General features: G+C 57.8%; 22 protein-coding genes. 1 reads left to right on the top strand and 21 read right to left on the bottom strand.

What is annotated here, in order from left to right; translation table 11 throughout:
• Positions 1 to 62: 62 nt before the first annotated feature.
• The 14 genes from flgL to cysD all read right to left on the bottom strand — a co-directional run bounded on the left by flgL (position 63) and on the right by cysD (position 16,806).
• Positions 63 to 1,736: a flagellar hook-associated protein FlgL gene (gene flgL, locus ACYVHK_RS21790; protein ID WP_460536538.1), complete on the bottom strand. Its 1,674-nt coding sequence runs from the start codon at positions 1,734 to 1,736 to the stop codon at positions 63 to 65.
• A 32-nt stretch (positions 1,737 to 1,768) separates the two neighbouring features.
• Positions 1,769 to 4,279: a flagellar hook-associated protein FlgK gene (gene flgK, locus ACYVHK_RS21785; RefSeq protein ID WP_460536536.1), complete on the bottom strand. Its 2,511-nt coding sequence runs from the start codon at positions 4,277 to 4,279 to the stop codon at positions 1,769 to 1,771.
• A 53-nt stretch (positions 4,280 to 4,332) separates the two neighbouring features.
• On the bottom strand, positions 4,333 to 5,244 hold the full coding sequence (gene flgJ, locus ACYVHK_RS21780; RefSeq protein WP_460536533.1) for a flagellar assembly peptidoglycan hydrolase FlgJ: 912 nt from the start codon (positions 5,242 to 5,244) through the stop codon (positions 4,333 to 4,335).
• A 199-nt stretch (positions 5,245 to 5,443) separates the two neighbouring features.
• Complete coding sequence (locus ACYVHK_RS21775) at positions 5,444 to 6,553, bottom strand: flagellar basal body P-ring protein FlgI (protein ID WP_460536530.1); 1,110 nt, start codon at positions 6,551 to 6,553, stop codon at positions 5,444 to 5,446.
• A gap of 4 nt (positions 6,554 to 6,557) precedes the next feature.
• The gene (locus ACYVHK_RS21770; protein ID WP_460536528.1) at positions 6,558 to 7,226 is read right to left on the bottom strand and encodes a flagellar basal body L-ring protein FlgH; all 669 of its coding nucleotides are present in this window, start codon (positions 7,224 to 7,226) and stop codon (positions 6,558 to 6,560) included.
• A 39-nt stretch (positions 7,227 to 7,265) separates the two neighbouring features.
• The gene (gene flgG / locus ACYVHK_RS21765; protein ID WP_460536526.1) at positions 7,266 to 8,048 is read right to left on the bottom strand and encodes a flagellar basal-body rod protein FlgG; all 783 of its coding nucleotides are present in this window, start codon (positions 8,046 to 8,048) and stop codon (positions 7,266 to 7,268) included.
• A gap of 54 nt (positions 8,049 to 8,102) precedes the next feature.
• Entirely contained in the window at positions 8,103 to 8,840 is a 738-nt protein-coding gene (gene flgF / locus ACYVHK_RS21760) for a flagellar basal body rod protein FlgF (protein WP_460536524.1), read from the bottom strand.
• A gap of 250 nt (positions 8,841 to 9,090) precedes the next feature.
• Positions 9,091 to 11,088: a flagellar hook protein FlgE gene (locus ACYVHK_RS21755; RefSeq protein WP_460536522.1), complete on the bottom strand. Its 1,998-nt coding sequence runs from the start codon at positions 11,086 to 11,088 to the stop codon at positions 9,091 to 9,093.
• A 60-nt stretch (positions 11,089 to 11,148) separates the two neighbouring features.
• Complete coding sequence (locus tag ACYVHK_RS21750; RefSeq protein WP_460536520.1) at positions 11,149 to 11,823, bottom strand: flagellar hook assembly protein FlgD; 675 nt, start codon at positions 11,821 to 11,823, stop codon at positions 11,149 to 11,151.
• A 15-nt stretch (positions 11,824 to 11,838) separates the two neighbouring features.
• Entirely contained in the window at positions 11,839 to 12,252 is a 414-nt protein-coding gene (gene flgC, locus ACYVHK_RS21745) for a flagellar basal body rod protein FlgC (RefSeq protein WP_460536518.1), read from the bottom strand.
• Positions 12,253 to 12,286: 34 nt separating this feature from the next.
• Positions 12,287 to 12,697 carry a flagellar basal body rod protein FlgB gene (gene flgB / locus ACYVHK_RS21740; RefSeq protein WP_460536515.1) on the bottom strand — a complete coding sequence of 137 codons (411 nt, stop codon included), beginning with the start codon at positions 12,695 to 12,697 and terminating at the stop codon, positions 12,287 to 12,289.
• A 184-nt stretch (positions 12,698 to 12,881) separates the two neighbouring features.
• A complete protein-coding gene (locus tag ACYVHK_RS21735) occupies positions 12,882 to 14,258 on the bottom strand; it encodes an MATE family efflux transporter (protein ID WP_460536513.1) in 1,377 nt (458 codons plus the stop codon).
• Positions 14,259 to 14,440: 182 nt separating this feature from the next.
• Positions 14,441 to 15,880 carry a sulfate adenylyltransferase subunit 1 gene (gene cysN / locus ACYVHK_RS21730; RefSeq protein WP_460536511.1) on the bottom strand — a complete coding sequence of 480 codons (1,440 nt, stop codon included), beginning with the start codon at positions 15,878 to 15,880 and terminating at the stop codon, positions 14,441 to 14,443.
• Positions 15,880 to 16,806 carry a sulfate adenylyltransferase subunit CysD gene (gene cysD / locus ACYVHK_RS21725; protein ID WP_460536509.1) on the bottom strand — a complete coding sequence of 309 codons (927 nt, stop codon included), beginning with the start codon at positions 16,804 to 16,806 and terminating at the stop codon, positions 15,880 to 15,882. The genes cysN and cysD overlap by 1 nt, the downstream gene beginning before the upstream one ends.
• A 185-nt stretch (positions 16,807 to 16,991) precedes the next feature.
• Between cysD and ACYVHK_RS21720 the strand changes: the two genes are divergently transcribed.
• Positions 16,992 to 17,837 (top strand): 23S rRNA (adenine(2030)-N(6))-methyltransferase RlmJ, encoded by an 846-nt coding sequence (locus tag ACYVHK_RS21720; RefSeq protein ID WP_460536507.1) that lies wholly within the window; start codon positions 16,992 to 16,994, stop codon positions 17,835 to 17,837.
• 83 nt (positions 17,838 to 17,920) lie between these two features.
• Here the strand turns inward: ACYVHK_RS21720 and ACYVHK_RS21715 are convergent, their stop codons facing one another.
• The 7 genes from ACYVHK_RS21715 to fliD all read right to left on the bottom strand — a co-directional run bounded on the left by ACYVHK_RS21715 (position 17,921) and on the right by fliD (position 25,057).
• The gene (locus ACYVHK_RS21715; RefSeq protein ID WP_460536505.1) at positions 17,921 to 19,558 is read right to left on the bottom strand and encodes a flagellin; all 1,638 of its coding nucleotides are present in this window, start codon (positions 19,556 to 19,558) and stop codon (positions 17,921 to 17,923) included.
• Positions 19,559 to 20,222: 664 nt separating this feature from the next.
• A complete protein-coding gene (locus tag ACYVHK_RS21710) occupies positions 20,223 to 20,561 on the bottom strand; it encodes an EscU/YscU/HrcU family type III secretion system export apparatus switch protein (protein ID WP_460536503.1) in 339 nt (112 codons plus the stop codon).
• A complete protein-coding gene (gene fliK / locus ACYVHK_RS21705) occupies positions 20,554 to 21,765 on the bottom strand; it encodes a flagellar hook-length control protein FliK (RefSeq protein WP_460536501.1) in 1,212 nt (403 codons plus the stop codon). The genes ACYVHK_RS21710 and fliK overlap by 8 nt, the downstream gene beginning before the upstream one ends.
• Before the next feature lie 14 nt (positions 21,766 to 21,779).
• The gene (locus ACYVHK_RS21700) at positions 21,780 to 22,145 is read right to left on the bottom strand and encodes a DUF2802 domain-containing protein (protein WP_460536499.1); all 366 of its coding nucleotides are present in this window, start codon (positions 22,143 to 22,145) and stop codon (positions 21,780 to 21,782) included.
• Between the two features lie 27 nt (positions 22,146 to 22,172).
• Positions 22,173 to 22,505, bottom strand: a complete 333-nt coding sequence (locus ACYVHK_RS21695; RefSeq protein WP_460536497.1) for a hypothetical protein — start codon at positions 22,503 to 22,505, stop codon at positions 22,173 to 22,175.
• Entirely contained in the window at positions 22,498 to 22,965 is a 468-nt protein-coding gene (gene fliS, locus ACYVHK_RS21690; RefSeq protein WP_460536495.1) for a flagellar export chaperone FliS, read from the bottom strand. Before fliS ends, ACYVHK_RS21695 begins: the two co-directional genes overlap by 8 nt.
• Before the next feature lie 22 nt (positions 22,966 to 22,987).
• On the bottom strand, positions 22,988 to 25,057 hold the full coding sequence (gene fliD / locus ACYVHK_RS21685) for a flagellar filament capping protein FliD (RefSeq protein WP_460536493.1): 2,070 nt from the start codon (positions 25,055 to 25,057) through the stop codon (positions 22,988 to 22,990).
• Positions 25,058 to 25,091: the final 34 nt, after the last annotated feature.

The raw sequence follows: 25,091 nt of genomic DNA, 5'->3' as shown, positions 1-25,091 counted from the left end.
GAGAATCCGAAACGAAATAACGCCGTGATATACCACGGCGTTTTTTCGTTTCAGGTTCTGGATCAGCTGATGTACTGGAACAGGGACAGGTTCTGGATCGAGGAGAACGACTTGCGAGCTGCATCCAGATAGGTCTGAGTCTGGGTGAAGTCACTGATGGCCTGCACATAATCCAGGTCAGTCAACTTGGAGATCGTTGCCTTGAACTGCACATTGAGGTCCTCGTTGGTAGCCTGTACCGATGAGCCTTCGTTCTGTCGCGAGCCGACGCTCGATTGCACGCTGAGAATATGGGTGAGCGCATTATCGAGATTGGATAAGGTGGTATTCAGCCGATTCTGGAATTCAGCCCCGCCCAGCTCATTATTGGTATAGCTGGTCAGTGCATTCGAGAAATCACCCAAAGTGCTGAACAGGTCTTTATCGACGCTAGGCTCAAGGCTGAAGCTATCTCCATCCTTAGGAACACCCGAAACGGCTACCTTGGCGCCGAAATCCCAACCGGCAATCAGCGGGGTTGCTTCACCGGTCTGCTGGGCAAAAGTAATATCGGCACCTGTTGTATAGGTCCTCGGGAAGCTATTTGGCGTGCCGGCGGAATCGGTCCGGCCCGCTGCCGGGACATTGGTACTGTAGTTGTAGCCGTCAATCAAAGAACGATTGTAGTTAGGTGATGCCGTATCGTTATCAATGATGTCGTAGTTGGTAATCGTCTTCGTCGCATCAGTCGGATCGGGGACCGAATGGAACTGGACGCGATAGCGCTCGGTATTATTGGCATTGGCCCACTTGAGCGGGTCTGTCACCACCCCCGGACTAATCACGCCAGTACCCAGGTTATTGGTCTGGTTAGCATCAAACGTGACACTGCCAGTAGCGGCGGTAGGCTGGTTACCCTGGGCCTTGATGACCAAGCCGCTACCTGGCCAGGAAAAGCCAGGCGCTGCAGCACCAACCAACGCGGCATGGCTCACCACGAGCGGAGCAACGGCCGGGGTACCCGTCCTGGAAATGGTGTAGTTACCGGATGCCGCATTCCAATCTACCCGGTAATCTGCCGGGACGGCGCCGCCAGCAGGATCGCGACTGAACTCAAGCGGCCCGCCATCACCCACAGCGACAGTACGCGGAAAATCAGGGCGGCCCATGCTGCTAGCGAAGGTACCGTTCCCCGTCTTAAGGTTTACAAATACATCGTTACCCGAGTTCGATACGGGAATTTGCCGGGATGGTGAGATCTGTACTGCACGCTGGCCCTGATCGCCGTCGTAGCGCACATTACCAAAGCCTAGCTCATTGAACGGCTTGGTGTCGCCCTTGTATCCTGAGAAGAGATACAGGCCATTGCCATCGGTGGTATTGGCCAAACCCAGCAATTGTTGATACTTGCCCTTGATATCCGCATCAATGGTGCGCTTCTCGGAGGCAGTCAATGCTGGATTGCCCGATTGCACCGCAAGGGTCTGGATATCCTGAATCGCGGAGATCACGTTCTGCAGATTGGTTTCAGTGAGCGCCAGCGCATCGTTGGCGTACTTGTTGTTCTCAACGTACTGGCTATTGAGGCTGACCGCTTGAGAGAGATCCAGGGATCGAGCCGAGGCAACGGGATCATCCGACGGCGTCAAAATGGCACGGCCAGTGGAAAGCTGATTTTGCAGCTTGAACAAATCCACTTGGCGATTGTTCATATTGAACACGCCTTGGCTGTAGATGGAACTGGTAGCGACGCGCATATTCTTAACTCCTGCTACTACTGGAAACCGGCTTAGCGGCCGATGTTCAAGACTTCTTCAAAGGCTTTCTGGGCAATCTGGATCGTGCGGCTGGCTGCCAAATAGGCCTGTTGATAGATAAGCAGGTTTGATGCCTCCTCATCCATGTTCACGCCGGATGTCTCTGACATCTTGGTCTGGGCCTGCTGCAGCAAGGACGCCTGAGCTTTCTGGTTAATGTTGGCCTGGTTAGCCCGCACCCCCACATCCGAGACGATCTTGCTATAAGCGCCTTGATAGTTGGTGGTACCGCCGGACATGGTGTTCGCAGTCTGTAGCTGACCAATCGACAGCATGTTCCTGGCGTCCGCCTTGCCTGCCGTGTTCGGGCCGATAGTGAAGGTGTCGCCTGCAGCTGGAATACCGGTGACCTGCGCGGTCCAACCATTAAAGGTGATATTGGCACCCGAGGTATAAGGCTGGTTACTCATGGGCGCGCCAGCAGGGTTGTTCAATACCGTTCCGGTTGCAGGATCAACCAGATCATAGGTCGTTGCTGGCGTGTTAAAACGAATGGCAACAGGCACCTTGAGGTTGAGATCGACGGGAACCGTACTTACGGCGCCAGCGGTGATAGTTGCGTTACCCGTGTTTTTACGCGGGTCAATCACAAAGCGATCGCCGATCGCTGGTGCCCCGGCAACCTGAACGGTCCAGCCGTTGTAGGTAATGTTGCTACCCGCCGTATACGCTTGGTTGGCGACCAAGGTCGCCCCTGTGGCGCTATCACGGATGTCATAGGTGGCGGCACCAGTGAAGACCAATTCAATCTTCTTAGTGGCAGCGCCGCCCTGCGCAGGAATGGATGCAGAAATACCGGTGATCGTGCCGGTACCGGTATTGGTGTTATTGACCGACGCCACGATGCTTGCGGTGTCCGATGAGGTGCTGATAGGCGCTGCCGCGGCAATCTTTGCCGTATCGGTGATCATTACCGACATATTCTCGGCAAAGCCACGAGTAGGTTGCACGGTGAAACGGTCACCGGGCTTGATGGTCCCGCTATTGATACGGAACTGCATGCCATCAACCGTCACAGGCGGATTATTCCAAGCCGCCGCGTTGACGTTGAATACCGCGCCGTCCTCCTTGCGGACCACGCGATAGTCTGGACCGTCGTAAATGAACTCATAGTCACTGGTAGTAAGCTGACTGGGGTTCGACAGCGACACCTGCAAGTCCGCATTACCGGTGTTTTTGGCATTGGCAATAATGTTTGATGCCGCAGGTTTAAAACTCACGCCGTAATTGGTGTTGTTGGCGATATTTGCGCTAAGGGTAAAGCGAACGCCAAATGCCACAAAACCTGTAGCAGAGGTCAAGGCACCACCAGCCAGAGAAGTGGATGCCGTCTGCCCATCGGTCAATCGGGTAATCGTGTAGTTGGTACCGGTGCTGTCGAGCGAGATATTGAAATCGCTTTCGATAAACGGCTGCGCAGACGTCAACTGCGCGGTGAGGTTGGTACCGGCAACACCACCAAGGTTGTACTGAGCATTGGTGTTCTCGACCGGAAACTGGAAGAAATTGCCACCATAGTTGCCGTTAAGATCCTGCCCCTTGCGATGTTGGTCATTGACAGTCTGGGCCAAGGCAATTGCAACCCGGCCCAAAGAATTCTGCGCTACATCCAGTACGTCTTTACGGAACTCCAATACCCCACCGAGCGAGCCACCCGTAATCATTTCCGACGGAATGACCGCTGTCGTACCAAATTGCTGGTAGGCCACATCCAGGCGTGAAGGATCATCTGCAGCCTGTACCGCCCCCAAGGTGAATGCGTGTGTACCGACAACCAGATTCTGGCCATTGCCGATGAAGATGTTGTAGCTGCCATCGGACTGCTTGATGACAGTACTCTTGACATACTTGTTGAGGTCCGTCACCAGTTGATCGCGCTGGTCCAGCAGGTCGTTAGGCGGGTTACCACCACCCGCTCCCGTCGCCAGTGCGATTTGGTCATTCAGATTGGCAATCTGGCTGGTAATGGAATTGATATTGCCAACCGTGGCCTTGATCTCGGTGTTCACGTCGTCACGCAAGGTCGCCATGCGGTCATTGACCGTATTGAGCTTGGTGATCATGGACTGGGCGAGGCCCAGCAAGGCCTGCCGCGCTGGGACATTTTGTGGGCTATTGGCGACCGTCTGGACACCGGTAAAGAAACTCTGCAGCGAGGGCGAAAAACCCGCAGACGGATCGGCCAGCAGGTTATCCAGATCGGAGAGATGAGACTGAAGATTACTCAGATAGCCGTCCTGGGACGTTGCGGTCTGTACCTGACGCGCCATGAACTCGTTATAGATACGCGTAATGGTATCTACTTCTACACCGCGGCCCTGGAAGCCACCACCCGTTGGGAAGGGCGTCACGGCGCTCTGGACAATCTGCTGCCGGTTATAGCCGGGCGTGTTGGCGTTGGCGATGTTGTGACCGGTCGTGGTCAGACCAATCTGCGCCGCCTTCAGGCCGGATACGGCAATACCGTAAATACTGTTACCCATGATCTTCCATCCTCGCCGCGCAGGGCGGCTTTGATTTCATGCTGTCTTGTCGCTCAGGCGGCTGCGCGATAGGCGCGCAGTGCCGGGTGTTCAGCCACGCGGGTCAGCTTCTTGGCGTAGGCCGGGTCGGTGGCATAACCGCCTTGCTGGAGTTCGCTGGCAAAGGTCTTGGCATCGCTGCCTGCCTGGGCGGCATCGCCATAACGCTTGCTCAGGAGGCGGGCGTAATCGGAGAAGGCATCGGCATAGCTGTCATAGGCCCGGAATTTCTCGACACGCTTCTGTGCCACACCATCCACGTACTCGGTTGTGGTGATGTCGGCTGTCTTGCCGGTCCAATCACGACTGGCCTTGATACCGAACAGGTTGTAGGTGTTGTTGCCCGCGCTGTCGGTGATGGGCTTTTTGCCCCAGCCGCTTTCGAGCGCGGCATGCGCCAGCATCAGGTGCGGCGACAGGCCCAGCGATTGGGCAGCGCCGACGGCAGCCTGCCCCAGGGTGCTGACGAAATCGTCAGCGGTACCTTCGGACTTGCTGGCGGCAACCGGTGCGCTGCTTGTGCCGGTGGTGCCGGCAGCCGTTGCCGACTTGAGGCCATATGCGTCACGCAGTGGGCGTTGCAACGGCACTTGCAGGCTGGTTGGGTTGTTCATGCGTTCGACCTGGGCGGCAATGACGTCGGCGAGGCCAAGGCCTTTACCGCTAGTCAGGGTTTGCGACAGCTGCTGGTCATACATCGAGCGGAACATGCCGACCTGGTCACTTTCCAGCTCATCGAACTTGGGGGTCGCTTCGCGCATGGACTTCATGACCATGTCGAGGAACATCTTCTCGAACTGCCCTGCTACCTCACGGGCCGCTCCCTTGGGGTCCCGGGCCGCCTTCGCGCGCAAGTCACCGACAGCCTGGGCATCGATCGCGAGGCGGGCATTCAGGCTGGCATTGTTGGCGGTAGAGGTTTGCATGGTGCTTTCGAACATCCAGATCAGTCTGGATGATCAAAAGCACATAACATGCCAACACTCAATATATTGATTTAATTAAGTATTATTAGAATACAGAAGCGGAAATCCGGGGTGGCGGCAAACCAGGCGGCAAAATCGTCCGCTTGGGCGGCAGCAATAAAAAAGGGCGCCGAAGCGCCCTTTGCTCTGCCGCTGCCGGTCAGATGACTTCCAGCTCGGCCTGCAAGGCGCCTGCGGATTTCATCGCCTGCAGGATGGCGAGCAGATCCTGCGGTGTCGCGCCAATCTGGTTGAGCGCGCGCACGACTTCATTGAGGGAGGCACTCTTGGGCACGGCGGTCACCCCGCCCTTTTCTGCCTTGATGTCGACGGTGGCATTCTGCACCGGCTTGGTCTTTCCGCCCGACAGCGCATTGGGCTGACTGACATCATTCTTGGCCGAGATCGTGACCGTCAGGTTGCCGTGGGAGATCGCACACGGCTCCAGTGTCACGGCCTTGTTCATCACAACAGAACCGGTGCGTGCATTGATGATGACCTTGGCAGTGGCATCGGACGGCGTCACCGTCAGATTCTCCAGCTTGGCCATGAAACTGACGCGAGCATCCGGATCCTGCGGGGCTTTCACCTGAATGGTACGGGCATCCAGCGCGCGAGCGGTGGTAGCTCCCATACCGGCATTTACGGCCTGAGCCACCTTGCTTGCCGTGCTGAAATCCGCATCGTTCAGCGACAGCGTAATGAATTCACCTTGGCCTACCCCGCCCGGGACTTCGCGCTCAACCGTTGCGCCGTTGGGAATACGCCCAACCGCCAACTGATTCACCTGGGTACTGGAACCAGCGGCTGAAGCGCCCGCTCCCGCCACCACCAGATTTCCCTGGGCAATCGCATAGACTTGGCCATCCGCGCCCTTCAAGGGGCTCATCAGCAAAGTGCCGCCACGCAGGCTCTTGGCATTGCCAATGGAAGAGACGGTTACGTCTATCGCCTGGCCTGCACGTGAGAATGCTGGCATCGACGCGGTCACCGTGACGGCCGCCACGTTCTTGAGCTGGAGATTGGTACCCGGCGGCATGGTCACGCCAAGCTGGGTCAACATATTGATGACGCTTTGCACCGTAAACGGTGTCTGCGTGGTCTGGTCGCCGCTGCCATCCAGACCTACCACCAGGCCATAACCGATCAACTGGTTGCTACGTACACCGCCGATACTGGCCAGCTCCTTGATACGCTGGGCGTAAACCGCACCGCTACCGGAGATCAGGAGAACGCAGGCGATCAGGCGGACGGTGCGGGCAAAAGTCATCAGGTCAGAATGGTAAGAAGCTGTAGAAGAGGTTTTGTAACCAGCCTGCCTTATCGGCCGCGGCTACCGTGCCGGAGCCCATCTCTTCAATCCGGGCCTCAGCTATCTTCTGCGAGGATACCACATTGCCTGCCTGTATATCGCTGGGGTTCACGATCCCTGAGACACGCAAGTAGCTGATTTCACCACGGATATTTACCTGCTTTTCGCCACCGATCACCAGATTGCCATTCGGCAGCAAATCCATGACCTGCGCGGTGATCTGGCCGTTAAAGCTATTGTTGGCCGTGGTCGAACCGCTGCCGTCATGGGTGTTCTCCGACTCCAGCCCCATGTTCATACCACCCAGAATGCCGCGCAACGTACCCGACGTACCTGCCGTCACGGAGCCTGTGTTCTTGGTCTTGCGCGCCGCCTTGTTGGCAGAGTTACTGGAGGCCGAGACCTGCTCCTGGATCTGGACGGTGATGTTGTCACCGACATGGCGCGCCATCCGGTCCTCAAATAGCAGACGGGCATTGGCCATATGGTAGATCGAGCCGTTACTGGCCAACTGGGTGGTCGGTGCCGGCACCCGGACGCTGGTGGGTTGGCTGACAATCGTGCGCGGCACGCTGGTTGCGCAGGCGCTGAGCAGCAATCCGGCCGCGGCAGTAAGAATGAGTCGAAACATGAGTCGCTCCCGTCTTCTAGGTTCTAGGCACCAGCAGCATTAGAGCTGCGTCAGCTTCTGCAGCATCTGATCCGAGGTCTGGATCGAACGGGAGTTGATTTCATAGGCGCGTTGAGCCTGGATCATGTTGATCAGTTCTTCCGTGATATTCACGTTGGACGTTTCAACATACTGCTGGTTGAGCACACCCAGGCTGTTCTGGCCGGGCGTTCCTACCTGCGGCGCACCGGAGGCGGAGGTTTCCAGATAGATGTTCTCACCCACGCTTTGCAGGCCTGCGGTATTGATGAAGCTAGCCAGCTGGATATTGCCGATCTGGGTCGCCTGGGTCTGGCCGGCCTGCAGTGCGGTGACGATACCGTCCCGGCTTACGCCAAACTGGGTAGTCCCTTGCGGCACGGTGATATTGCCCGAAAGAGGATAGCCCTCGGCCGTCACGATCACGCCCTGGTTGTTGAGCTGGAAGGCGCCATCACGGGTATAGCCGATCGTGCCATCAGGCAGATCTACCTGGAAGAAGCCCTTGCCGTTGATCGCCAGATCGTAAGGATTGTCGGTCAGCTGCAGGTTACCCTGGGTATGGATGCGCTCGGTCGCCACCGGCTTCACACCGGTACCCAGCTGTAAGCCGGTTGGCAACTGGGTCTGCTGGCTCGTCGCCCCACCAGGCTGGCGCAGGGTTTGATAGAGCAGATCCTCGAACACGGCCCGGCTGCGTTTGAAGCCGTTGGTATTGACGTTGGCGAGGTTGTTGGACACGACGTCGATGTTCATCTGCATCGCGTCCATGCCGGTCTTGGCGATCCAAAGTGAGCGCATCATAGCGGCAATCCTTTCCTGTTATTCCTGTCGTTCTGACTATTCATTGCCGCCAACTCAGCTCAGCGCCATGACTTGGGCAGCTGCACGGGCGTTCTGGTCAGCTGTTTGCAACATTCGTACCTGAAGGTCGTAGTTGCGCTGGTAATCGATCATCTTCACCAATTGATCGACCGCGCTCACGTTGCTGGCTTCCAGCATGCCGTTACCGACCTGCACGGAGGCATCCACCTGGGCCGGCTGGCCATCGCGCAAGCGGAACAAACCATCGCTGCCGCGCTCAAGCTGGCGCTCGTCGGGTTTCACCAGCTTGAGCCGCCCTATTTCATTGGTCTGTGCGGGATCGTTGATCGGCGCCGCGGTCACGGTGCCATCCTTGCCGAAGGTCAGTACGGTGTTTTCCGGCACGATGATCGGGCCGGAATCGCTGAGCACCGGATTGCCGGATCTCGTCTTCAACAAGCCGGTGGCATCAATCTCGAGGCTACCGTTGCGGGTGTAGGCCTCACCATTGCCGGTCTGCACCGCGAACATGCCTTCGGTCGTCACGGCCAGATCCAGCTCACGCCCGGTGGTTTGCAAGGTTCCCGGAGAAAAATCCGAACCTATCGTCTGTTCCAGGGTAAAGCTGCGAGTGGCATAGCCCGTACCGCCCACGGCTTGTACGGCGCGTGAGGCAGCCAGCTCCTGCTTGAAGCCAGGCGTGGTGGCATTGGCCAGATTGTTGGCAACGGTGGCTTGCTGCAGGGTGGCGTGCTTCGCCCCTGTCATTGCCACGTAGATAAGCCGATCCATGTGCTAGTCCCTCTATACGGGTCGCGTTGATGCGTCGAACAGAGATAAGCACCAACTGTGCCAGATAGCCGAGATCAAGCAAAGACCGGCCATTGCGCGGACAATGGTCGGTCTGGATGCAGGCAGTGGCGGCAAGAATGGCCGCCAGCGGCAAGCCTTGGCGTAGCGATACGCCCTCGCTGCCGCCTGACGCCCGGCAAAACCAGGCGAACAAGCGTCAGAGCGAGATTCAGCGGGCTACGGCAATGCCTTAGCGGAGGTTCACCAGGGTCTGCAGGACGGAATCCTGCGTCTTGATGGTTTGCGCGTTGGCCTGGTAGCTGCGCTGCGCGGTGATCATGTCGACCAGTTCCTTGGTCAGATCGATATTCGAATCTTCCACGGCACCGGATTGCAGAGAGCCAAAGTCACTGGTCCCAGGCGTACCGAGGCGCGCCTGATTCGATGCAAATGTCTCAGCCCAGCGGTTATCCCCCAAGGGCTGCAAGCCTTGCGGATTAGCGAAGTTGTACAGCGTGATCTGACCAATAGTCCGGTTCTGACCGTTGGAGTAACGACCGAGGATGATGCCGTCCTTGCCTATACTCAGTCCGGTGATATTGCCGTCCGCATAGCCATCCTGGCTAAGGGTATTGACACCAAACTGATTACCGAATTGCGTCGTACCCGTGAAATAGGTATTGAACGACAGCGGCGTCTGAGCACCGCTCGGTGACGGAATCGGCGAGGTATAAGCCAATTGACTACCACCATTCATCTTGCCTGAAGCATCGAACGTGACGTAACCAGGCTGAGTAACCGGTGCACCGCCATCAAAGCTAGTCTGGGTCTCCCAGGCATTGACACCTACCTTGGTGAAATAGAACGTCAGCGTATGGGCAATACCTTGCGAGTCGTAAACGTCCGCCGAGGTACTGTGGGTGTAGCTGGTCGGATCCGATGGCACAACCGGCGGCGTACTGCGCGCCTGCATACTACCGGCAGTGAACGCCGACGCTTTTTGTGTGACGCCCTGAACGCCGATATTGAAGTTCATCGTCCCCGCAGGCGAGGTACCCACCGCGGGATAAGCGTAGGTAGCCGCAATGGTGCCACCGCCCACCAATTGCCCCTGACTATTGAAAACTACCGAAGCGGGCACGGCAACCGGTGGCCCACCGGCGACCGAATAGGTTGCCGTCCAAGTATTGGTGGCGGCCTTGGTCAAGGTGACATCAATGGTATGGCTCGCACCATTCGGGTCAAGAAAAGTACTTGAGTAGGTATGCGAAATACCCACGGCATCTGCCGCGTCCAAATTGGAGTTGTAGATCGAGACCGTCGTATTCTGCGCGGCCGTGTCGTTGACGGTAATCGTGCCAGGCGCTGGAGTCGCAGTTTCCTGAATACCTGAAAAATTCAGGTTGAAATTCAGTGGCGTCGTACCGTAAGCCGGTGCGGGTGAGCCCAGATTGTACGACACGGCCTGTGTGCCGCCTGATTGAAGCTGCCCGGCAGCATTGAATACCAGCGGTGTCGCCGTAGGCGTAGAAGCGCCACCATCCAACGCGGTTGCAACAGACCAGGTATTTGGCGCAACCTTGGTCAAGGTCACATCCATTTCATGAAACTGCCCGGTCGAGTCGGTCACGCGCGTCTGATAAGCGACCGTCGCGCCAACCGCAGCTGCCGTATTCAGTTGCGCACCGCTTATCGACGCCGTGGTTGTACCACGCGACACGATAGGAGCACGTGCGTCGAAGTTCATCCCCAGGGTCAGGCCAGCATTGTTCAGTGTGGAGCCACCAGTTGCCTGCGCGCCAATATTGGACGTCTTGATCTGCAAGGGGGCCGGATTGGCACCGGTGATCAACTGGTTGGTGGAGGGGTTGACGCCATAGCCGGCCAACTTCTGCCCGTTATTGACGATATAACCCTCACGATCCAGCTGGAATTGACCGTTTCGGGCATAACTGTACGAGCCCGCCGCATCGATCATGCGAAAGAAGCCGTTCCCCTGAATGGCAATATCCAGCGGGTTACTGGTACTCGTAATGTTGCCCTGAGAAAACTGCTGCGCCACATTTGAGGTTCTGCCACCAATACCCACCTGCACATTGGTACTGGCCAGCGTATTGGCGTAGACGTCGGCAAACTCGGCACGCGAGCCCTTGAAGCCGACCGTGTTGGCGTTGGCGACGTTGTTACCGACGACGTCGAGGAATTTGGATGCGGAGTTAAGCCCGCTGAGACCCTGCTGAAAACCCATGGTGTTTCTCCTACCGAATAGTGCCGAGACTGAACGCGATCTATGAGTTGGGACAGGGACTTACATGATGCTATTGACTTTGCTGTAGGGCACGACACGGCCATCCGCGAGGCTCAGGTTCACATTGCCGGATTCCAGGGCGACGCTCTTGACGTTGACGTAGGTGTAGGTCGGTAGCACTTTGCCTGCGCCGGTCGCGACCTCTGTGTTGGCCGAGACGTAGTAAGTGCCTGCCGGTAAGGTCTTGCCATCCGAACCCACGCCATCCCAGGTCACGGCCTGGCGGCCCGCCTTCAGGTCACCCAGGTCGATCTCGTCAACCTTCTGGTTGTTGGCGTTATAAATCCCCACCGAGACTCGGGCGCCACCTTCCGGCACGTCGATTTCACCGGTCAGCGCGGTCTTGCCATCGAACTGCATGGTGTCGCCCTCGACCAGCACCTGCTTGCCGATCAACGCAGCCGCCTGATAGGACTGGCCGGCGTTAAAGGTAGTCATCATGCTGGTGATACTGGCGTTCAGATTCTCGATACCGGTCACGGTACTCATCTGTGCCATCTGGCTGGTGCTCTGCGCGTTGTCGACCGGGTTCATCGGATCCTGGTTCTGCAACTGCGTGATCAGCAGCTTCAGGAAACGATCCTGGGTCTCCTGCGACTTACTCTTGGTATCTCTGGCCTGATTGAGATTGGTGAATAGGTCTGCACTGCTCTTGACGTCGCCGACGGTACTCATTTCAATTCACCTCAATCAAGCCTGACCCAGTTGCAGCGTCCGCTGCAACAAGGTCTTGGCGGTATTCATCATGTCCGCATTGGTCTGATAGGAACGCGAAGCGGAGATCATGTTGGTCATTTCTTCCACCACGTTCACATTGGGCATGGCGATATAGCCATTGCCATCAGCGAGCGGATTCTTGGGGTCGTACACCAGCCGGGGCGGCGCCTGGTCTTCGGAGACGGCCGCCACGCTGACACCGACCGCCTGGGGCTGGTTGGCGTTGAGCTGCGTCGCGGAGAACACCACTTGCTTGGCGCGGTAAGGCTGGCCGGTCGAGCTCGTCGCACTTTCTGCGTTGGCCAAGTTGCTGGCCGTCGCATTCAGGCGAATGGACTGCGCCGTCATGGCGGAGCCTGCTATATCGAACACTCGGAACAATGACATGGTGTACTACTCCCGTTTCCCGGAGGCTTGCTACTTATTGCGATTGCAGCGCGGCGCGCATGCCTTCGATACGTTTTTGCATGAAGGTTAGGCTGGCCTGATAACGGATGGCGTTGTCGGTGAAATTGCTCATCTCGATATTCATATCCACCGTGTTGCCATCGATGGAAGGCTGCACATCATTTCGATACAACAGATCCGCCTCAAGCGTGCTGCCGGTCTTGCCGGCAAGGTGGCGCGCATCGGTCTTTGCCATCCCCATACCCTGCCCACCCTTCTGCGACGTCAACGCATTGGTGTAGGCCGCCGCAAAGTCGAATTCGCGTGCCTTGTAGCCCGGCGTATCCGCGTTAGCGATATTGCTGGCGATCACTTCCTGACGGGTCGCCCTGAGCTTCAGGGCGGCTTCGTTGGAAGCAAAGTATTTGTTGATGCTGGAGAGCATGGCGTTCTCGCTGGCGTTTTCTGTTGTATTGATCCTGTCGGGACAACTAAAGCACAGCCCATGCCAGCCTTAGCATGTGCTGATACTTCAAGCACTTGGGTGTTTAGCAGGGTTGCGGCAAGTGGCGGGACGGCAAGCTTTGCCGCCCCGAAAAAAGCCACCGGCAAAGCGGTGGCTGGGAGAGTCAGGCTGCCTGGGCGGCGGATTTCACCGCCTGGTGGGTACGCTCGGCATACTTCAGCCACTTGCGCTGCTTCCAGCGCCGGTACATCAGGATGCCGCGCAACCATTCATCCAGCGCAAAAGCGATCCACACCCCGACCAGGCCAAGTCCAAAGAAGGTACCCAACAGCCAGGCACCGAAAGCCATGACGCCCCACATGGACACCGCGCCGATCATGACCGGATAGCGGGCGTCACCGGTGGCACGCAAGGCATTGATGACGATGAGATTGAAGACGCGCCCAGGCTCCAGCAGGATGCCGATGAACATCAACGTCACACCGCCGGAAATGATCGCCTCGTTATGGGTAAACCAGCCCAGCAACCAGCGGGCCGAAAATGCCACGATTACGACCACGGTGATGGCCACCGCAAAGCCGACCCGCAAACTGCGCAGCAGCTGTCGGTAGACCTCGTCAAACTCGCCGGCACCGACAAGATGGCCGATCATGATCTCGGTCGCGAGGCCAATGGCCACGCTGCACAGGACAATCACCCACACCAGCTGCATGGCGTAGGACTGGGTCGCCAGCTCGGTGTCGCCCATCCGGGCGGTGAAAGCCGTGACCGTCATGAAGGCCAGATACCAGCTCACCTGCTCACCCGCCGCGGGCAAACCAATATGCAGGATCTTCGCCAGGCGCTCGCGGGAGAAGTTGAAGAAGTCCCGTGCCCGTACCTTGAGGTGCGTGCGGTACTCCAGCAGCGCCCACATCACCAGACAGGCCACCAGCCTGCTGAATATCGTCGCCAGCGCAATCCCGACCACACCCATCTTGGGCGCGCCAAACAGGCCGAACAGCAGGACGCAGTTGCCAATCAGGTTCAGGACATTTTGCCCCAGTGTCACCAGCATGGGATCGCGGGTATGGCCGTGGGCGCGCAGTACCGCCGAGATAGCGAGATTCATGGCCTCCAGGAACAAGGTCCCCCCCATCAGCGCCAGAAAGGGGACGGCATACTCCAGCAGATGATCGGAGAGCTGCATCAGACGCAGCATGGGCTCCGCCAGGAAATACACCGCCACGCTGACAATCAGGCCGAACCAGGTGTTGATGCCGATCGCAGTAGAGGCGATCTGGTCCGCCCCAGCCCTGTCGCCACCACCCAGATGATGGGTCACCACGACACTGGTGCCGATGCCGATGAAGCCGAACAGGATGACAAAGAGCACGACAAGCTGATTGGCCGTACCCAGCGCCGCCACCGCATCATCCGAGATGTGACTGACCATGAAGGTACCCATCACGCCCGTGGTCAGATGTAATAGCTGTTCGACGAAAATGGGCCAGGCGAGCCCAATCAGGCCTTGCCGGGATTTCGAGGAAGTGGCGGTCATGCGGCGAGCCTTACAGGGAGATGCATTGCAGTTGTATATAATATGAAATCGGTTTCATATTTCCCCGACATTCTGAACCAAAATAGCCCTGTAGCCGACGTACCTGCAAGTACAAGCCACGGAAAAAGAAACGGGCCGACGCATGCGCCGACCCGCTATCTACGTACAGCCTGCCTGGTTAACTACTTGGGTAGCAACTTGCTGATGTCCTTCGCATCCCAATGCGGGAAATACTTGCGAACCAGCGCATTGAGTTCAAGCTCGAAGGCCTTCAGGCGCTGTAATTCATCCAGCGTCTCCTGCCCGGCTTCCGTCACAGCAGCACCTTCTATCATGCCGGCGCCGGCGGTCGCATTGCTAAGCCGGTCGACAATGATGAAACTGCCGCTGGCACGACACTCCCGATAGGCATCGAACACCACCGGCGAATTGACACTGATACGGCACAGGCCAATCTCATTGAGCGCGAGCTGATCGGCATCCGATGCCGCCAGGCTATTGACGTCCACCCGCTGCAGAATCCGCTGCACCTTGCCAAAGACCTGCTTGCCGGCAAGCTTGAAGGCGTATTCCTTGTCGAGCAGCAAGGGCTGCTCGTTCATCCAGACAATGTGGGCATCGAACGATGTCGAGATGTTGGGCCGGGTCTCATTGAGCTTGACCAGCATGTCGCCGCGCGACACATCAATCTCGTCCTGCAAGGTCAGCGTGATCGCCTGCCCGGCATGCGCGTGGGGCAACTCACCTTCATAGCTGACGATGGCCTTGACCTTGCTCTGCTTGCCGGAAGGCAAAGCCACAATGGTATCGCCGGGGGCAATATGTCCCGCAGCGATGGTGCCGCAAAAGCCACGAAAATCTAGGTTGGGTCGGTTGACGTACTGCACCGGCAAGCGGAAGGCATCGAGATGCACATCGCCCTCCACTTCAATGGACTCCAGCAGGTTCATCAGGGTCGGGCCCTGATACCAGCCAGCTCGCTCCGACGGCGTCACGACGTTATCGCCACGCAGGGCAGAAATCGGCACGAAACGGATATCGGCTATGCCCAACTGCTCGGCGAACGCCAGGTATTCCGCTTGAATGCGCTCAAATACCGTTTGGTCAAAATCGACCAGATCCATCTTGTTGACCGCCACGACCACATGCTTGATACCGAGCAGGCTGACGATAAAGCTGTGTCGGCGCGTCTGTGTCTGCACCCCACGACGGGCATCGATCAGGATGATGGCCAGATTGCTGGTGGAAGCACCGGTCGCCATGTTCCGGGTGTACTGCTCATGGCCCGGGCAGTCCGCAATGATGAACTTGCGCTTGTCGGTACTGAAGTAGCGATAGGCTACGTCGATGGTAATACCCTGCTCGCGCTCGGCCTGCAGACCATCGACCAGCAGCGCGAGATCAATCTCGCCGTCGGTGGTGTTGTACTTCTGCGAGTCACGCTGGATCGCAGCGAGCTGGTCCTCGAAGATCAGCTTGGAGTCGTGCAGCAACCGACCTATCAGGGTGGACTTGCCATCATCCACATTGCCGCAGGTGATGAAGCGCAGCATATCCTTATTCTCATGCTGCTTCAGGTAGGCCAGGATGTCGCTGGCGATCAGATCAGATTGATGCGACATCAGAAGTACCCTTCCATTTTCTTCTTTTCCATCGAGCCACTGGAGTCGTGGTCGATTACACGTCCCTGCCGCTCACTCGTCGTGGCAAGCAGCATTTCCTGGATGATTTCCGGCAGCGTCGCGGCGGTGGATTCCACCGCCCCGGTCAGCGGGTAGCATCCCAGTGTACGGAAGCGGACCGACTTGTTCGTAATGCTGGCCTTCTGCTCGGGCGTGAGATATTCGAGGATACGGTCATCGTCGATCATCACCAGCGTGCCGTTCAGATTGACTACCGGCCGCTCGGCAGAGAAGTACAGCGGCACGATCTCGATATTCTCAAGATAGATGTACTGCCAGATGTCGAGTTCGGTCCAGTTCGACAGCGGAAAGACCCGGATGCTTTCGCCCTTGTCTATCCGGGCGTTATAGATATTCCACAGCTCCGGCCGCTGGTTCTTCGGATCCCAGCGATGATTGCGATCACGGAACGAGTACACGCGCTCTTTGGCGCGGCTCTTTTCTTCGTCACGACGCGCACCACCAAAGGCGGCGTCGAAGCCATACTTGTCCAGCGCCTGCTTCAGCCCCTGCGTCTTCATCACATCGGTATGCTTGGCGCTACCGGCAGTAAAGGGGTTGATGCCCGCCTTCACCCCCTCCTCGTTCACGTGGGTGATCAGCTTCCAGCCTTCGGCAGCCTGTTTCTCGCGCAGTTCGTACATGGCCTGGAACTTCCAGGTCGTATCCACATGCATCAAGGGGAACGGTGGCTTGCCGGGTGCAAATGCCTTCTTGGCCAGATGCAGCATCACGGCGGAATCCTTGCCGATGGAGTACAGCATCACGGGATTGTCGAACTCGGCCGCCACTTCACGGATGATGTGAATGGATTCGGCCTCAAGCTGCTTCAGATGAGTCAGCCGTGCATCAGAAATCGAGGTCATACACTGGTATCGCTTGATGTCGGGGAGCAGCCAATAGTCTGGCCAGCGGAACAGACGTTTTACCAGAAGGCCAGAGCAAGCAGAAAAACCGAATTGCTATATGGTTATCCAGCCAGGCTCCCTTCGATTCGGCACGGCCGCCTGCACAGGGTAAAATCAAGGCTTACCTCCTTATTGTCTGCATCATGCTCAGCTACCGTCACGCCTTCCACGCCGGCAACCATGCCGACGTACTCAAACACTATGTGCTGGCTCGCCTGATCAGCTACCTGAACCAGAAGGACAAGCCCTACTGGTATATCGACACGCATGCTGGCGCTGGCTGCTATCAGCTCGACGAAGGCTATGCGGCAAAGAACGCAGAGTACGCGGGGGGCATTGCACGGCTTTGGGACCGTCAGGATCTGCCGGAGGGATTGGCCGACTATGTAGCGCAAGTGCGGGAGTTGAATGAGGATGGTCAACTGCGGCTGTACCCCGGCTCGCCGCTGGTTGCCCAACCGCTGCTGCGCGCCGAGGACAAGCTCCGGCTATTTGAGTTGCATCCCACCGATTTCCCCATATTAGAGGAAAACATGGCCGCCGCCCGGCGGCAGGCCAAGCTGGTGAAAGGGGATGGTTTTGCCGGCCTGAAATCCCTATTGCCGCCAGCCACGCGCCGTGCGCTGACGCTGATCGACCCGCCTTATGAAGAGAAGAAGGACTATCAGCGCGTAGTCGAAACACTGGAAGACGCGCTCACGCGCTTTGCGACTGGCGTCTATGTCGTCTGGTACCCGCTTTTGCAACGTAGCGAACCCCGCCAGATGGTGGAATATCTGAAGCAACTACCGGTAAAGAGCTGGCTCCATGCCAGCCTGACGGTGCATCGCCCTCGCATAGACGGATTTGGCATGCACGGCAGCGGCTTGTTCATCCTCAACCCGCCGTGGTCCTTGCATGAAGAATTGCAAACCACCCTGCCCTATCTTCGCGAGCGACTCGCGCTCGATGCCGGCGCCAGCTTCCAGCTGGAACAATTGGCAGCCTGATCACATCCCGCCCCGGGTACAAAGCAAAAAAGCCAGCGGAGTTAACCGCTGGCTGGAAAGACTGCTGCCCAGTATCCGGGGGCTTAACTACGCAGCAGCGACAGGACCTGATTGGGCAAGGCGTTTGCTTGCGACAGCATCGCCGTACCCGCTTGTTGAAGAATTTGTGCCCGTGTCAGGTTGGCGGTTTCTGCGGCAAAGTCTGCGTCACGAATACGTGAGCGGGATGCCGTCAGGTTTTCCGACGTAACCTGCAGATTGGTGATTGTTGCCAGGAAGCGGTTCTGCAGTGCACCGAAGGCTGCACGCTGGCCGCTGATGGTTGCCAAGGCGCTATCGACAATGCGCAGTGCCTGGGTGGCGCCATCAACCGTGCTGATATCCAGCGTATTCACGGCTTTCAGGTTGGAACCGAGACTGACACCGGAAGTCAGGAACCGACCGGACGTCGCATTGATGGAGTTACCGGACGAGGCGACCGTACCGCTCTGGAAGCCAAAGCTACTGGTTGCGATCGAATAGCTCTTGTCCGAATCCAACGTAATCTGACCACCGATACGCAGCACATCCCCTGACGTTGCCGTCGCGCCACCTGCCGCACCACCGGAACCGTTTGCCGTGATGGTGAAGGCCTGCCCCAGCGGGGTACCGCCCAAGCCACCGGTTGACAAGGAGATGGTGCCGCAAACGGTACCATTCTGCGTGGTCGACACCGATTGCAACATGATGTCGCTACCGTCGTCATTGGTCAGCACGATGCCGTCGGCAGTGTCATTCAGGCGCGCCGTGATCCCGGTCTGGGACGAGCGATCGTTGAATGCCTGGACCGCTTCGGACAGACCCGCAGCCGTGCGACCATCCTTGACCTGGAAGGTCACGTTGACCGGGACCTGGTTGGCACCCGTCACGTTCACGGAGTACGAGAGGCCGGTTGTGTTGGCAAACTGGACGTTGGCCTGGTTACGCGCCGTGGCACGGACACCGGTATTACTGGCGTTGATCGCAGCAGCCACATCACGGGCGCTGGATGCGGAAGTCAAGGTGCTGATGGTCGCGCCACCATTGCCACCGTTGATCGCCACGCTACCCGACGCACCGCCCGAACCGGCAATCACCGTGCCGCCACTGGCGAGCTGACCACCGAACGTGGTGCCGGTGAGGCTACCCGTCACCGCATAGGTGGCGAACTGGGTCACATTCGAGATCTGGTAAGTACCGTAATTATTGGTACGGAAGTTTGCGGTGGTCGCGGTGATCGTCTGGTTGGCGTTGGCGCCCACCTGATAGATCGCAGCCCCGTAACTGCCGTCGAACAGTTTCAAACCGTTGAAGTCGGTCGAGACGGCAAAACGGTCCAGTTCTGCGGTCAGTTGCGACACTTCGGCATTCAGTGCGGCACGATCCTGCGGCGAGTTCGTCGCGTTGGCAGATTGCACTGCCAGTTCGCGCACCCGTTGCAGCAGGTCACCCATCTGCGATAGCGCACCTTCACCCACCTGCGCCAAAGACACACCGTCGTTAGCGTTGCGGCGAGCCTGGTCTGAACCACGGATTTGCGTGGTCATACGCTCGGAAATGGCTAACCCGGCAGCGTCATCACGCGCAGAGTTGATACGCAGACCCGAGGAAAGTCGTTGCAGCGACGTCTCGAGACTACCTTTTGAGGTATCCAGATTCCGTTGCGCATTCAGCGACGGAATGTTGGTATTGATTACTTGCATGATTGCTCTCCTTCGCCGTGTGCCCTGGGTAGCAGGACGCGGTCAATGTCGATCACCGAATAGGAAATGTGGCTATTTGTTTGCTTTCATTTCCCCACGGTTGCTACCCATGCCCCCGGGCAACAAACCGACTACACAAGACGCAATGGATCGAAAAATTCGAATCCTTGCGCGGGGAGTAAGGTCGCTAATGTGCATCCATACCCCACCCCGCTCTCACGTCCTGTCCAAGCCCCATCGCGCCGACTTTGCAGCGTGTATGGCGAAGCTCCTGTAATCGTTTCGGTCTAAGCATGGCTATTTCCAACGCTAATGACAGTTTGGACGAATGACTATAAGCACAGGGTGTGCCAGAAATAAAAAATGCCATATTTCAGGAAATTTCTTTCCTTTCCATGGCTTACGGCAAATCATCTGGCAATAAATGCCGCCCAATTGCCGGCAATGCGGCAAGAAATTTCCGGGGAAAATACGCCGACGGCAAAGATTTCCTCTCTACCGCCGTCAGCGGCAGCCGGGGCGGCAAGTTCTTGCCGCCCGGAGGGCGTTCAGACGCAAAGTGGAAGAAACTAGGTAGCCGACGGCGTTATCCGCAAGGACAACCCGTACAGGAAATGAAAATCACAGGAAGTAGCGCGCCGGAATCGGCGCGAGGGAAATACGTTCAGGCCTGGTCGGATTCGACGCTAGGCAGAAGGGCCGCGCTGAGATCGAACGCTGGTGCATCGGCGGCAACGCCGCGCTCCAGGAAATGAATGAAGGCGAGCAGTTCAGCTACCGCTCGGTAAAGCTCTGCAGGAATATGCTGGTCCAGATCCACCTGCATCAGCAAGGAAACCAGCTCGGGAGACTCATGGACATAGATGCCCACCGCCCGAGCTTTCTCGATGATGGTTTCCGCCAGCATCCCACGACCTTTGGCCACGACGCGAGGGGCCGCGGCGCCCTCCCGGTAGGCGAGCGCGACCGCCTCCGGCAGCGGCGGGCGACGCGCGTTACTCAAGATTCGACTCCTCGTCCACGACCATGACCTGATTGGCCCGCAACTCGAGGCCCGCGGATTCCAGCTGGGATTGCAGGCGCGGCTGCGCAACGCGAATCCGCGCTGCAGTATCGCCCTGCTTGACGCGGAAACCGACCTCTACGCGGCTGCGGTCAGTCAGGCTGATGATAGCTTCTACGCTGCCCATATGAGGCAGGGTCAGGTGCAAGCGGGTTCTCCAGACCTTGGCGGCTTCCGGCTCATCGCCGTTGCGACCATGCTCGTCCTCCTCCACTTCCAGCCGCAGCGGCTGACCCGGCCAGGCATGCCCCTGCCAGATCAATTGGCGCTGGTCGATCAACAGCAGCTGCTGCTGGATCAACTGCCGCGCCGCCGGCGGCATATTGTCCAAGTCCTGGGTACTGCCATCCAGCAAACTCTGCCCTGCGGTTTGACGTGCCCGCTCATCCACCGTCTGCTCGCTGTCGGATGCCAGCAAGGCACCTGCCAGTGCTGCCTTGGCATCGCTCGGCAGGCGCGCGCTGCGCCCCTGCTCTGCTGCAGCCGGAGTCTGCTTCTGCTCGGCAGCTTGCTTGGCTGCTTCGTAGGCCTTGGCCTGGGGCTCAGCCAGCATCTGCTCCAGGGTACGAGAGCCGGTTACCCACTGTGCAAGATGAGATTCGTAAAACAGGCCGCCTTCGCTCAAGGCCTGCTTGAGTGCTTCCGCCAGCTTGATGGTATCGGGACGGGAGGTCTGCGTTTCGATCAAGGGGGGCTGCACTAGGGAGGTCAGCCGGGGTTGCACAGGCTGTTCTTCCTGCTGGGCCGACTCAGTCAACAGATTTCCCAGGAAACGCGCGGTATCACTCAAGTCGACATTGCTGGACGTATCCGGCGGGGCCTGCGGCAAGGTCTGCGTCTGTGTCGCAGCCTCCTCTTGCCGGGGGAGAAGGAACGTCAACCGGGGCGAGTTGGCCAGCACTCGCATATCCAGTACTTCACCCTCCTCGGTATTGCGCGGCAAGTTCAGATCCAGCAACTGATCCTTGATCAGTACCGAAAAACGGCCGCTGGGCAGCAGTCCGGTAACGGTGGCACGCACTTGCTCGCCCACCGTAAAGAGCTGCTGTATTTCCTGAAGTGCATCCACCACCTGGATCAGCGGCGTATCGGCTGTCTTGATATAGGTCTGAAGCGACGATACCAGTGCATTGGCGGGAATCATGGCCGCCTACCGGTTCAGGGGCGCTGGGAAGCGCGATAGAGCGCGACGATCAATTCCGCCTCGCCACGGGAAATGCCACAACCGGCCGCCACCGCAGAGGAGTCAAGCCCCTGCTTGGCCAGCCGGATCGCTTGGGAATAGGCGGTCTCGCCCTCATCGGGCGGTGGTGTTTGTGGCTGCACGGAATCCGCCAGGCCAGCCAGCTCACGCCGCACCGCATGGAGCTGGTCTTCCAGCGTCTCAACACGCTCCAGCAACTGCCGGGAAGATTGCCGGTCCTGCGCTGCTCGTCGCAGCAATACCACCAGATAGGCCAGACAGGCCAAGAACAGAAACAGGCTGGTGAGCCACTGCCATCCACTGGAGAACAAAGCATTCATGTTTCACTGTCCGCCAAAGAAACACATTCAAGCACCATAAGCACGGCTGATCTTCTTGCCATTGCTGCGGGTCATATCGATTTCTTTAAGGATAGTCGAAACTTCACGCTGCCATGCAGCAAGCCGCAACAGAAGCTCCTGATTCGCAGATTCTGTTTCCGTGATCAGTTTTCTCAGGTCAAGCTGCAGCGTCGCCGGCAGCGCAGCCAGGCCGGCGGGCGCAGACTGAAGCGCGGCAAAGGCAGCTTTCTGGGCGGGCAAAGCCAACTGCAACTCATCCCAAGCCTCTTCTCGCGCCAACATCAGCAGGTGCGCGGTGGCATCCCGCAAAGCAGTTTGTAGTATCAGGTAATCAGACACGGCCATAGCTCAAAGGTTGGCGACCGGAAGCCGGTGCAGGCTCCGGCACAGGCTCTGCAACTGGCGTAGCAGGCTTGTCGATAGATTCCCATGCGTCCTTCAGTTGGGCGAGCAACAGATGGACTTCCTCAAGCGCGGCAAGATCGTTGGTGATATTGGCCTCCAGCAGCCGACGACTCATATAGTCATACAGCGTGTCCAGATTGGCGGCAATTTCGCCGCTTTGTCCCGCGTCAAGACTGTTGCGCAATCCCTCTTCAATGATCGCAATGGCTTTGGAGATCGCTACCCCCTTGGGGCCGATCTCCTTGTTCTGCATATGCAGCTTTGCCATGAAGAGCGCCTTGATCGCACCTTCGTACAGCATGCAGATCAGCTTGTGGGGCGAGGCATGCTCCACGTCAATTTCTACGCTGCTCTGCCCATAGGCGTTCAGGGCATTCTTGATATTGGCGGCCATCTAGCCATCCATCCTTACTTTGTTACGATGAGGCACCGGGCAAAGCAGCCAATTGTTGAGACAGGAACGTACTGGTATTTCGCAGGCCTGACATTGTGACATCGAGCGCAGTGAATTGCGCGCGATAGCGCTTCTCCAGCTCAGTCATGCGGACACTCAGCTTATCGAGCTGATTGGTCAAGTCATCCAGATTGCCGTTCAAGGTATTCTGGCGAGCGGTCAGCGCACCAGTCTTGGAGGTGATCTGCGAGATGACGTCATCCAGTTGGATGGCGAAACCACGATTGTACGTAACCGTGCCACGATTGCCCGAGCTGGCGCCATCGATCAGCAACTTCAGGCCCTGAGCATCACCCACACCCGTCAGGTACTGACCACTACCTTCGGCAACGTTGTTCCCGATGGTACCCGCCACATCCAGACCCTTGGTCGCAGTATCACTGGTCGACAGGCCCAAGGCGGTGCCGAGATCGCTACTGATCGTATTGACCGCAACATTGGAGGTCGAGCCGTAGCGATTGGACGAAATCGAAAATTTGCCGGTACCGGTATCAAAACTGACCGAGACGGCAATACCTGCCGCCTTGAAAACGGCGTCACCATTGATCTTGGCTTGCAACTCCAGCGCCAGATCCCCACCTGTCGCGTAATTATTCGCGCCTAGCGTGATTGTGCCGGAAGTCGTCCCGTCGATCGCAAAACTCAAGGTATTGGTGGTCGCGGTCAGATTGATATTCGTTGCCGATGCAGCCGCTGCACCCGCCGTCAGCTTGCCTTGGGTAGCAGCCTGGGTAATGTTGACCGAATACTTGCCAGGCTTGGTGGCCGTGCCGGCACCTACATAGCTAACCTGATTGTCGGTTGCACTACCAAAGTTACCGAACAAGGCGGCAACAGAGCCCGAATCTTTCTGGACGGCGCTGCTAAAGACGCTCTTGTCGAACGCCATATCGCCAGTCTTCTTGTCGAAGCTGAAGCCGACATCGGTCAGACTCTTGAAGGTACCACCAGGCACCACGCTATTGATCACATTGCGAACTTGGGACTGGATCGTGCGGATCACACTCTCACCCTGGAGAGGGCCCGCAGCCTTGCTGTCTTTATCGTAATAGGACACATCGCTCAGGGTCTTCTTGAGGTCGTTATATGCCTTTACAAAGGCGTCCATGCCTTTGGCTGCATTCGTCGCATCCCGGCCAAGCGTCAAATTGATCGGCGAGGTGGTCGTCTTGAGCAGGTTCAACGTCAAACCGGACAGAATGTTCGACGGTGTATTGCTCTCGGTCGTAACGGCAATACCGTCCACCGTCAGCTTGGCACTCTTGCCGCTCTGAACTTCAGCAAGGTTCTGGCCTGCACCGCCCGTACGGGTAACGTCATAGGCCAACTGGGAGAGACCGGTCGTGTCTGTACTGCCACCAGCATCATCACTCACGGTAATGCGCAGCGAATTGGATTCACCGGAATCCGTCGAGGACAGCACCAGACGATAGCCACTACCGTCATTGACGATCGAAGCCGTTACCGGCGCACCGGCAGCGTTGATCGCATCCTGGATACCTGCCAGGGTGTTGTGCTGGGAGTCGATCGTGATGGACACCGACGCTTTTGCGGAGTTGGTGGTGAACTTCGCATCGGTACTGTCGTAGACACCGTTGGAATCAGGCGTTGCGGCTGAGCCATCAAGCTTGGTGATCTTGCCGAAGTCGATGATCAGCTTGCCAGAACCGATGACCGCATCGGTGCCGGAAAACGCCGCCGTTTTCAGGCGCTGGTTTTGTGCCAGTTGCGAGACCGAGATGACATGGTTCTGGATCTTGGCGGCAGAGGAAGCCGTTGCCGTCACGCTTGCGGAGTCAGAGGAGCTGACCACCGGCGTAGTGTACTGACTGGTCGTTGTGAGCCCACGAGCTGCCGCCTGGAAAGCCGCCAATGCGCCGCTGACCTGACCCAGCGCCGACACCTTGCTGGTAATGGTGGAACCTTTGGCCTGAATCTGCTTGGTGACCGGATCGCGCTCTGCTGCGACCAGTTGGGAAACCAAACCTTCAACATTGAGTCCCGAACCGAGACCGGTGGATGTGATTGCCATCTTGTTCCCCTCCATTTCGCAGCAAGGGCTACGC

Source organism: Chitinimonas naiadis (assembly GCF_054780835.1).
Note: the sequence above shows the minus strand (reverse complement) of the source record. Positions and strands in the feature narration are given on the sequence as shown.

Excerpts from the sequence above, each read along its gene's own strand:
- flgL (WP_460536538.1), bottom strand. The coding sequence starts at position 1,736 with ATGCGCGTCGCTACCAGTTCCATCTACAGCCAAGGCGTGTTCAATATG.
- flgK (WP_460536536.1), bottom strand. The coding sequence starts at position 4,279 with ATGGGTAACAGTATTTACGGTATTGCCGTATCCGGCCTGAAGGCGGCG.
- flgJ (WP_460536533.1), bottom strand. The coding sequence starts at position 5,244 with ATGCAAACCTCTACCGCCAACAATGCCAGCCTGAATGCCCGCCTCGCG.
- ACYVHK_RS21775 (WP_460536530.1), bottom strand. The coding sequence starts at position 6,553 with ATGACTTTTGCCCGCACCGTCCGCCTGATCGCCTGCGTTCTCCTGATC.
- ACYVHK_RS21770 (WP_460536528.1), bottom strand. The coding sequence starts at position 7,226 with ATGTTTCGACTCATTCTTACTGCCGCGGCCGGATTGCTGCTCAGCGCC.
- flgG (WP_460536526.1), bottom strand. The coding sequence starts at position 8,048 with ATGATGCGCTCACTTTGGATCGCCAAGACCGGCATGGACGCGATGCAG.
- flgF (WP_460536524.1), bottom strand. The coding sequence starts at position 8,840 with ATGGATCGGCTTATCTACGTGGCAATGACAGGGGCGAAGCACGCCACC.
- ACYVHK_RS21755 (WP_460536522.1), bottom strand. The coding sequence starts at position 11,088 with ATGGGTTTTCAGCAGGGTCTCAGCGGGCTTAACTCCGCATCCAAATTC.
- ACYVHK_RS21750 (WP_460536520.1), bottom strand. The coding sequence starts at position 11,823 with ATGAGTACCGTCGGCGACGTCAAGAGCAGTGCAGACCTATTCACCAAT.
- flgC (WP_460536518.1), bottom strand. The coding sequence starts at position 12,252 with ATGTCATTGTTCCGAGTGTTCGATATAGCAGGCTCCGCCATGACGGCG.
- flgB (WP_460536515.1), bottom strand. The coding sequence starts at position 12,697 with ATGCTCTCCAGCATCAACAAATACTTTGCTTCCAACGAAGCCGCCCTG.
- ACYVHK_RS21735 (WP_460536513.1), bottom strand. The coding sequence starts at position 14,258 with ATGACCGCCACTTCCTCGAAATCCCGGCAAGGCCTGATTGGGCTCGCC.
- cysN (WP_460536511.1), bottom strand. The coding sequence starts at position 15,880 with ATGTCGCATCAATCTGATCTGATCGCCAGCGACATCCTGGCCTACCTG.
- cysD (WP_460536509.1), bottom strand. The coding sequence starts at position 16,806 with ATGACCTCGATTTCTGATGCACGGCTGACTCATCTGAAGCAGCTTGAG.
- ACYVHK_RS21720 (WP_460536507.1), top strand. The coding sequence starts at position 16,992 with ATGCTCAGCTACCGTCACGCCTTCCACGCCGGCAACCATGCCGACGTA.
- ACYVHK_RS21715 (WP_460536505.1), bottom strand. The coding sequence starts at position 19,558 with ATGCAAGTAATCAATACCAACATTCCGTCGCTGAATGCGCAACGGAAT.
- fliK (WP_460536501.1), bottom strand. The coding sequence starts at position 21,765 with ATGATTCCCGCCAATGCACTGGTATCGTCGCTTCAGACCTATATCAAG.
- ACYVHK_RS21700 (WP_460536499.1), bottom strand. The coding sequence starts at position 22,145 with ATGAATGCTTTGTTCTCCAGTGGATGGCAGTGGCTCACCAGCCTGTTT.
- fliS (WP_460536495.1), bottom strand. The coding sequence starts at position 22,965 with ATGGCCGCCAATATCAAGAATGCCCTGAACGCCTATGGGCAGAGCAGC.
- fliD (WP_460536493.1), bottom strand. The coding sequence starts at position 25,057 with ATGGCAATCACATCCACCGGTCTCGGTTCGGGACTCAATGTTGAAGGT.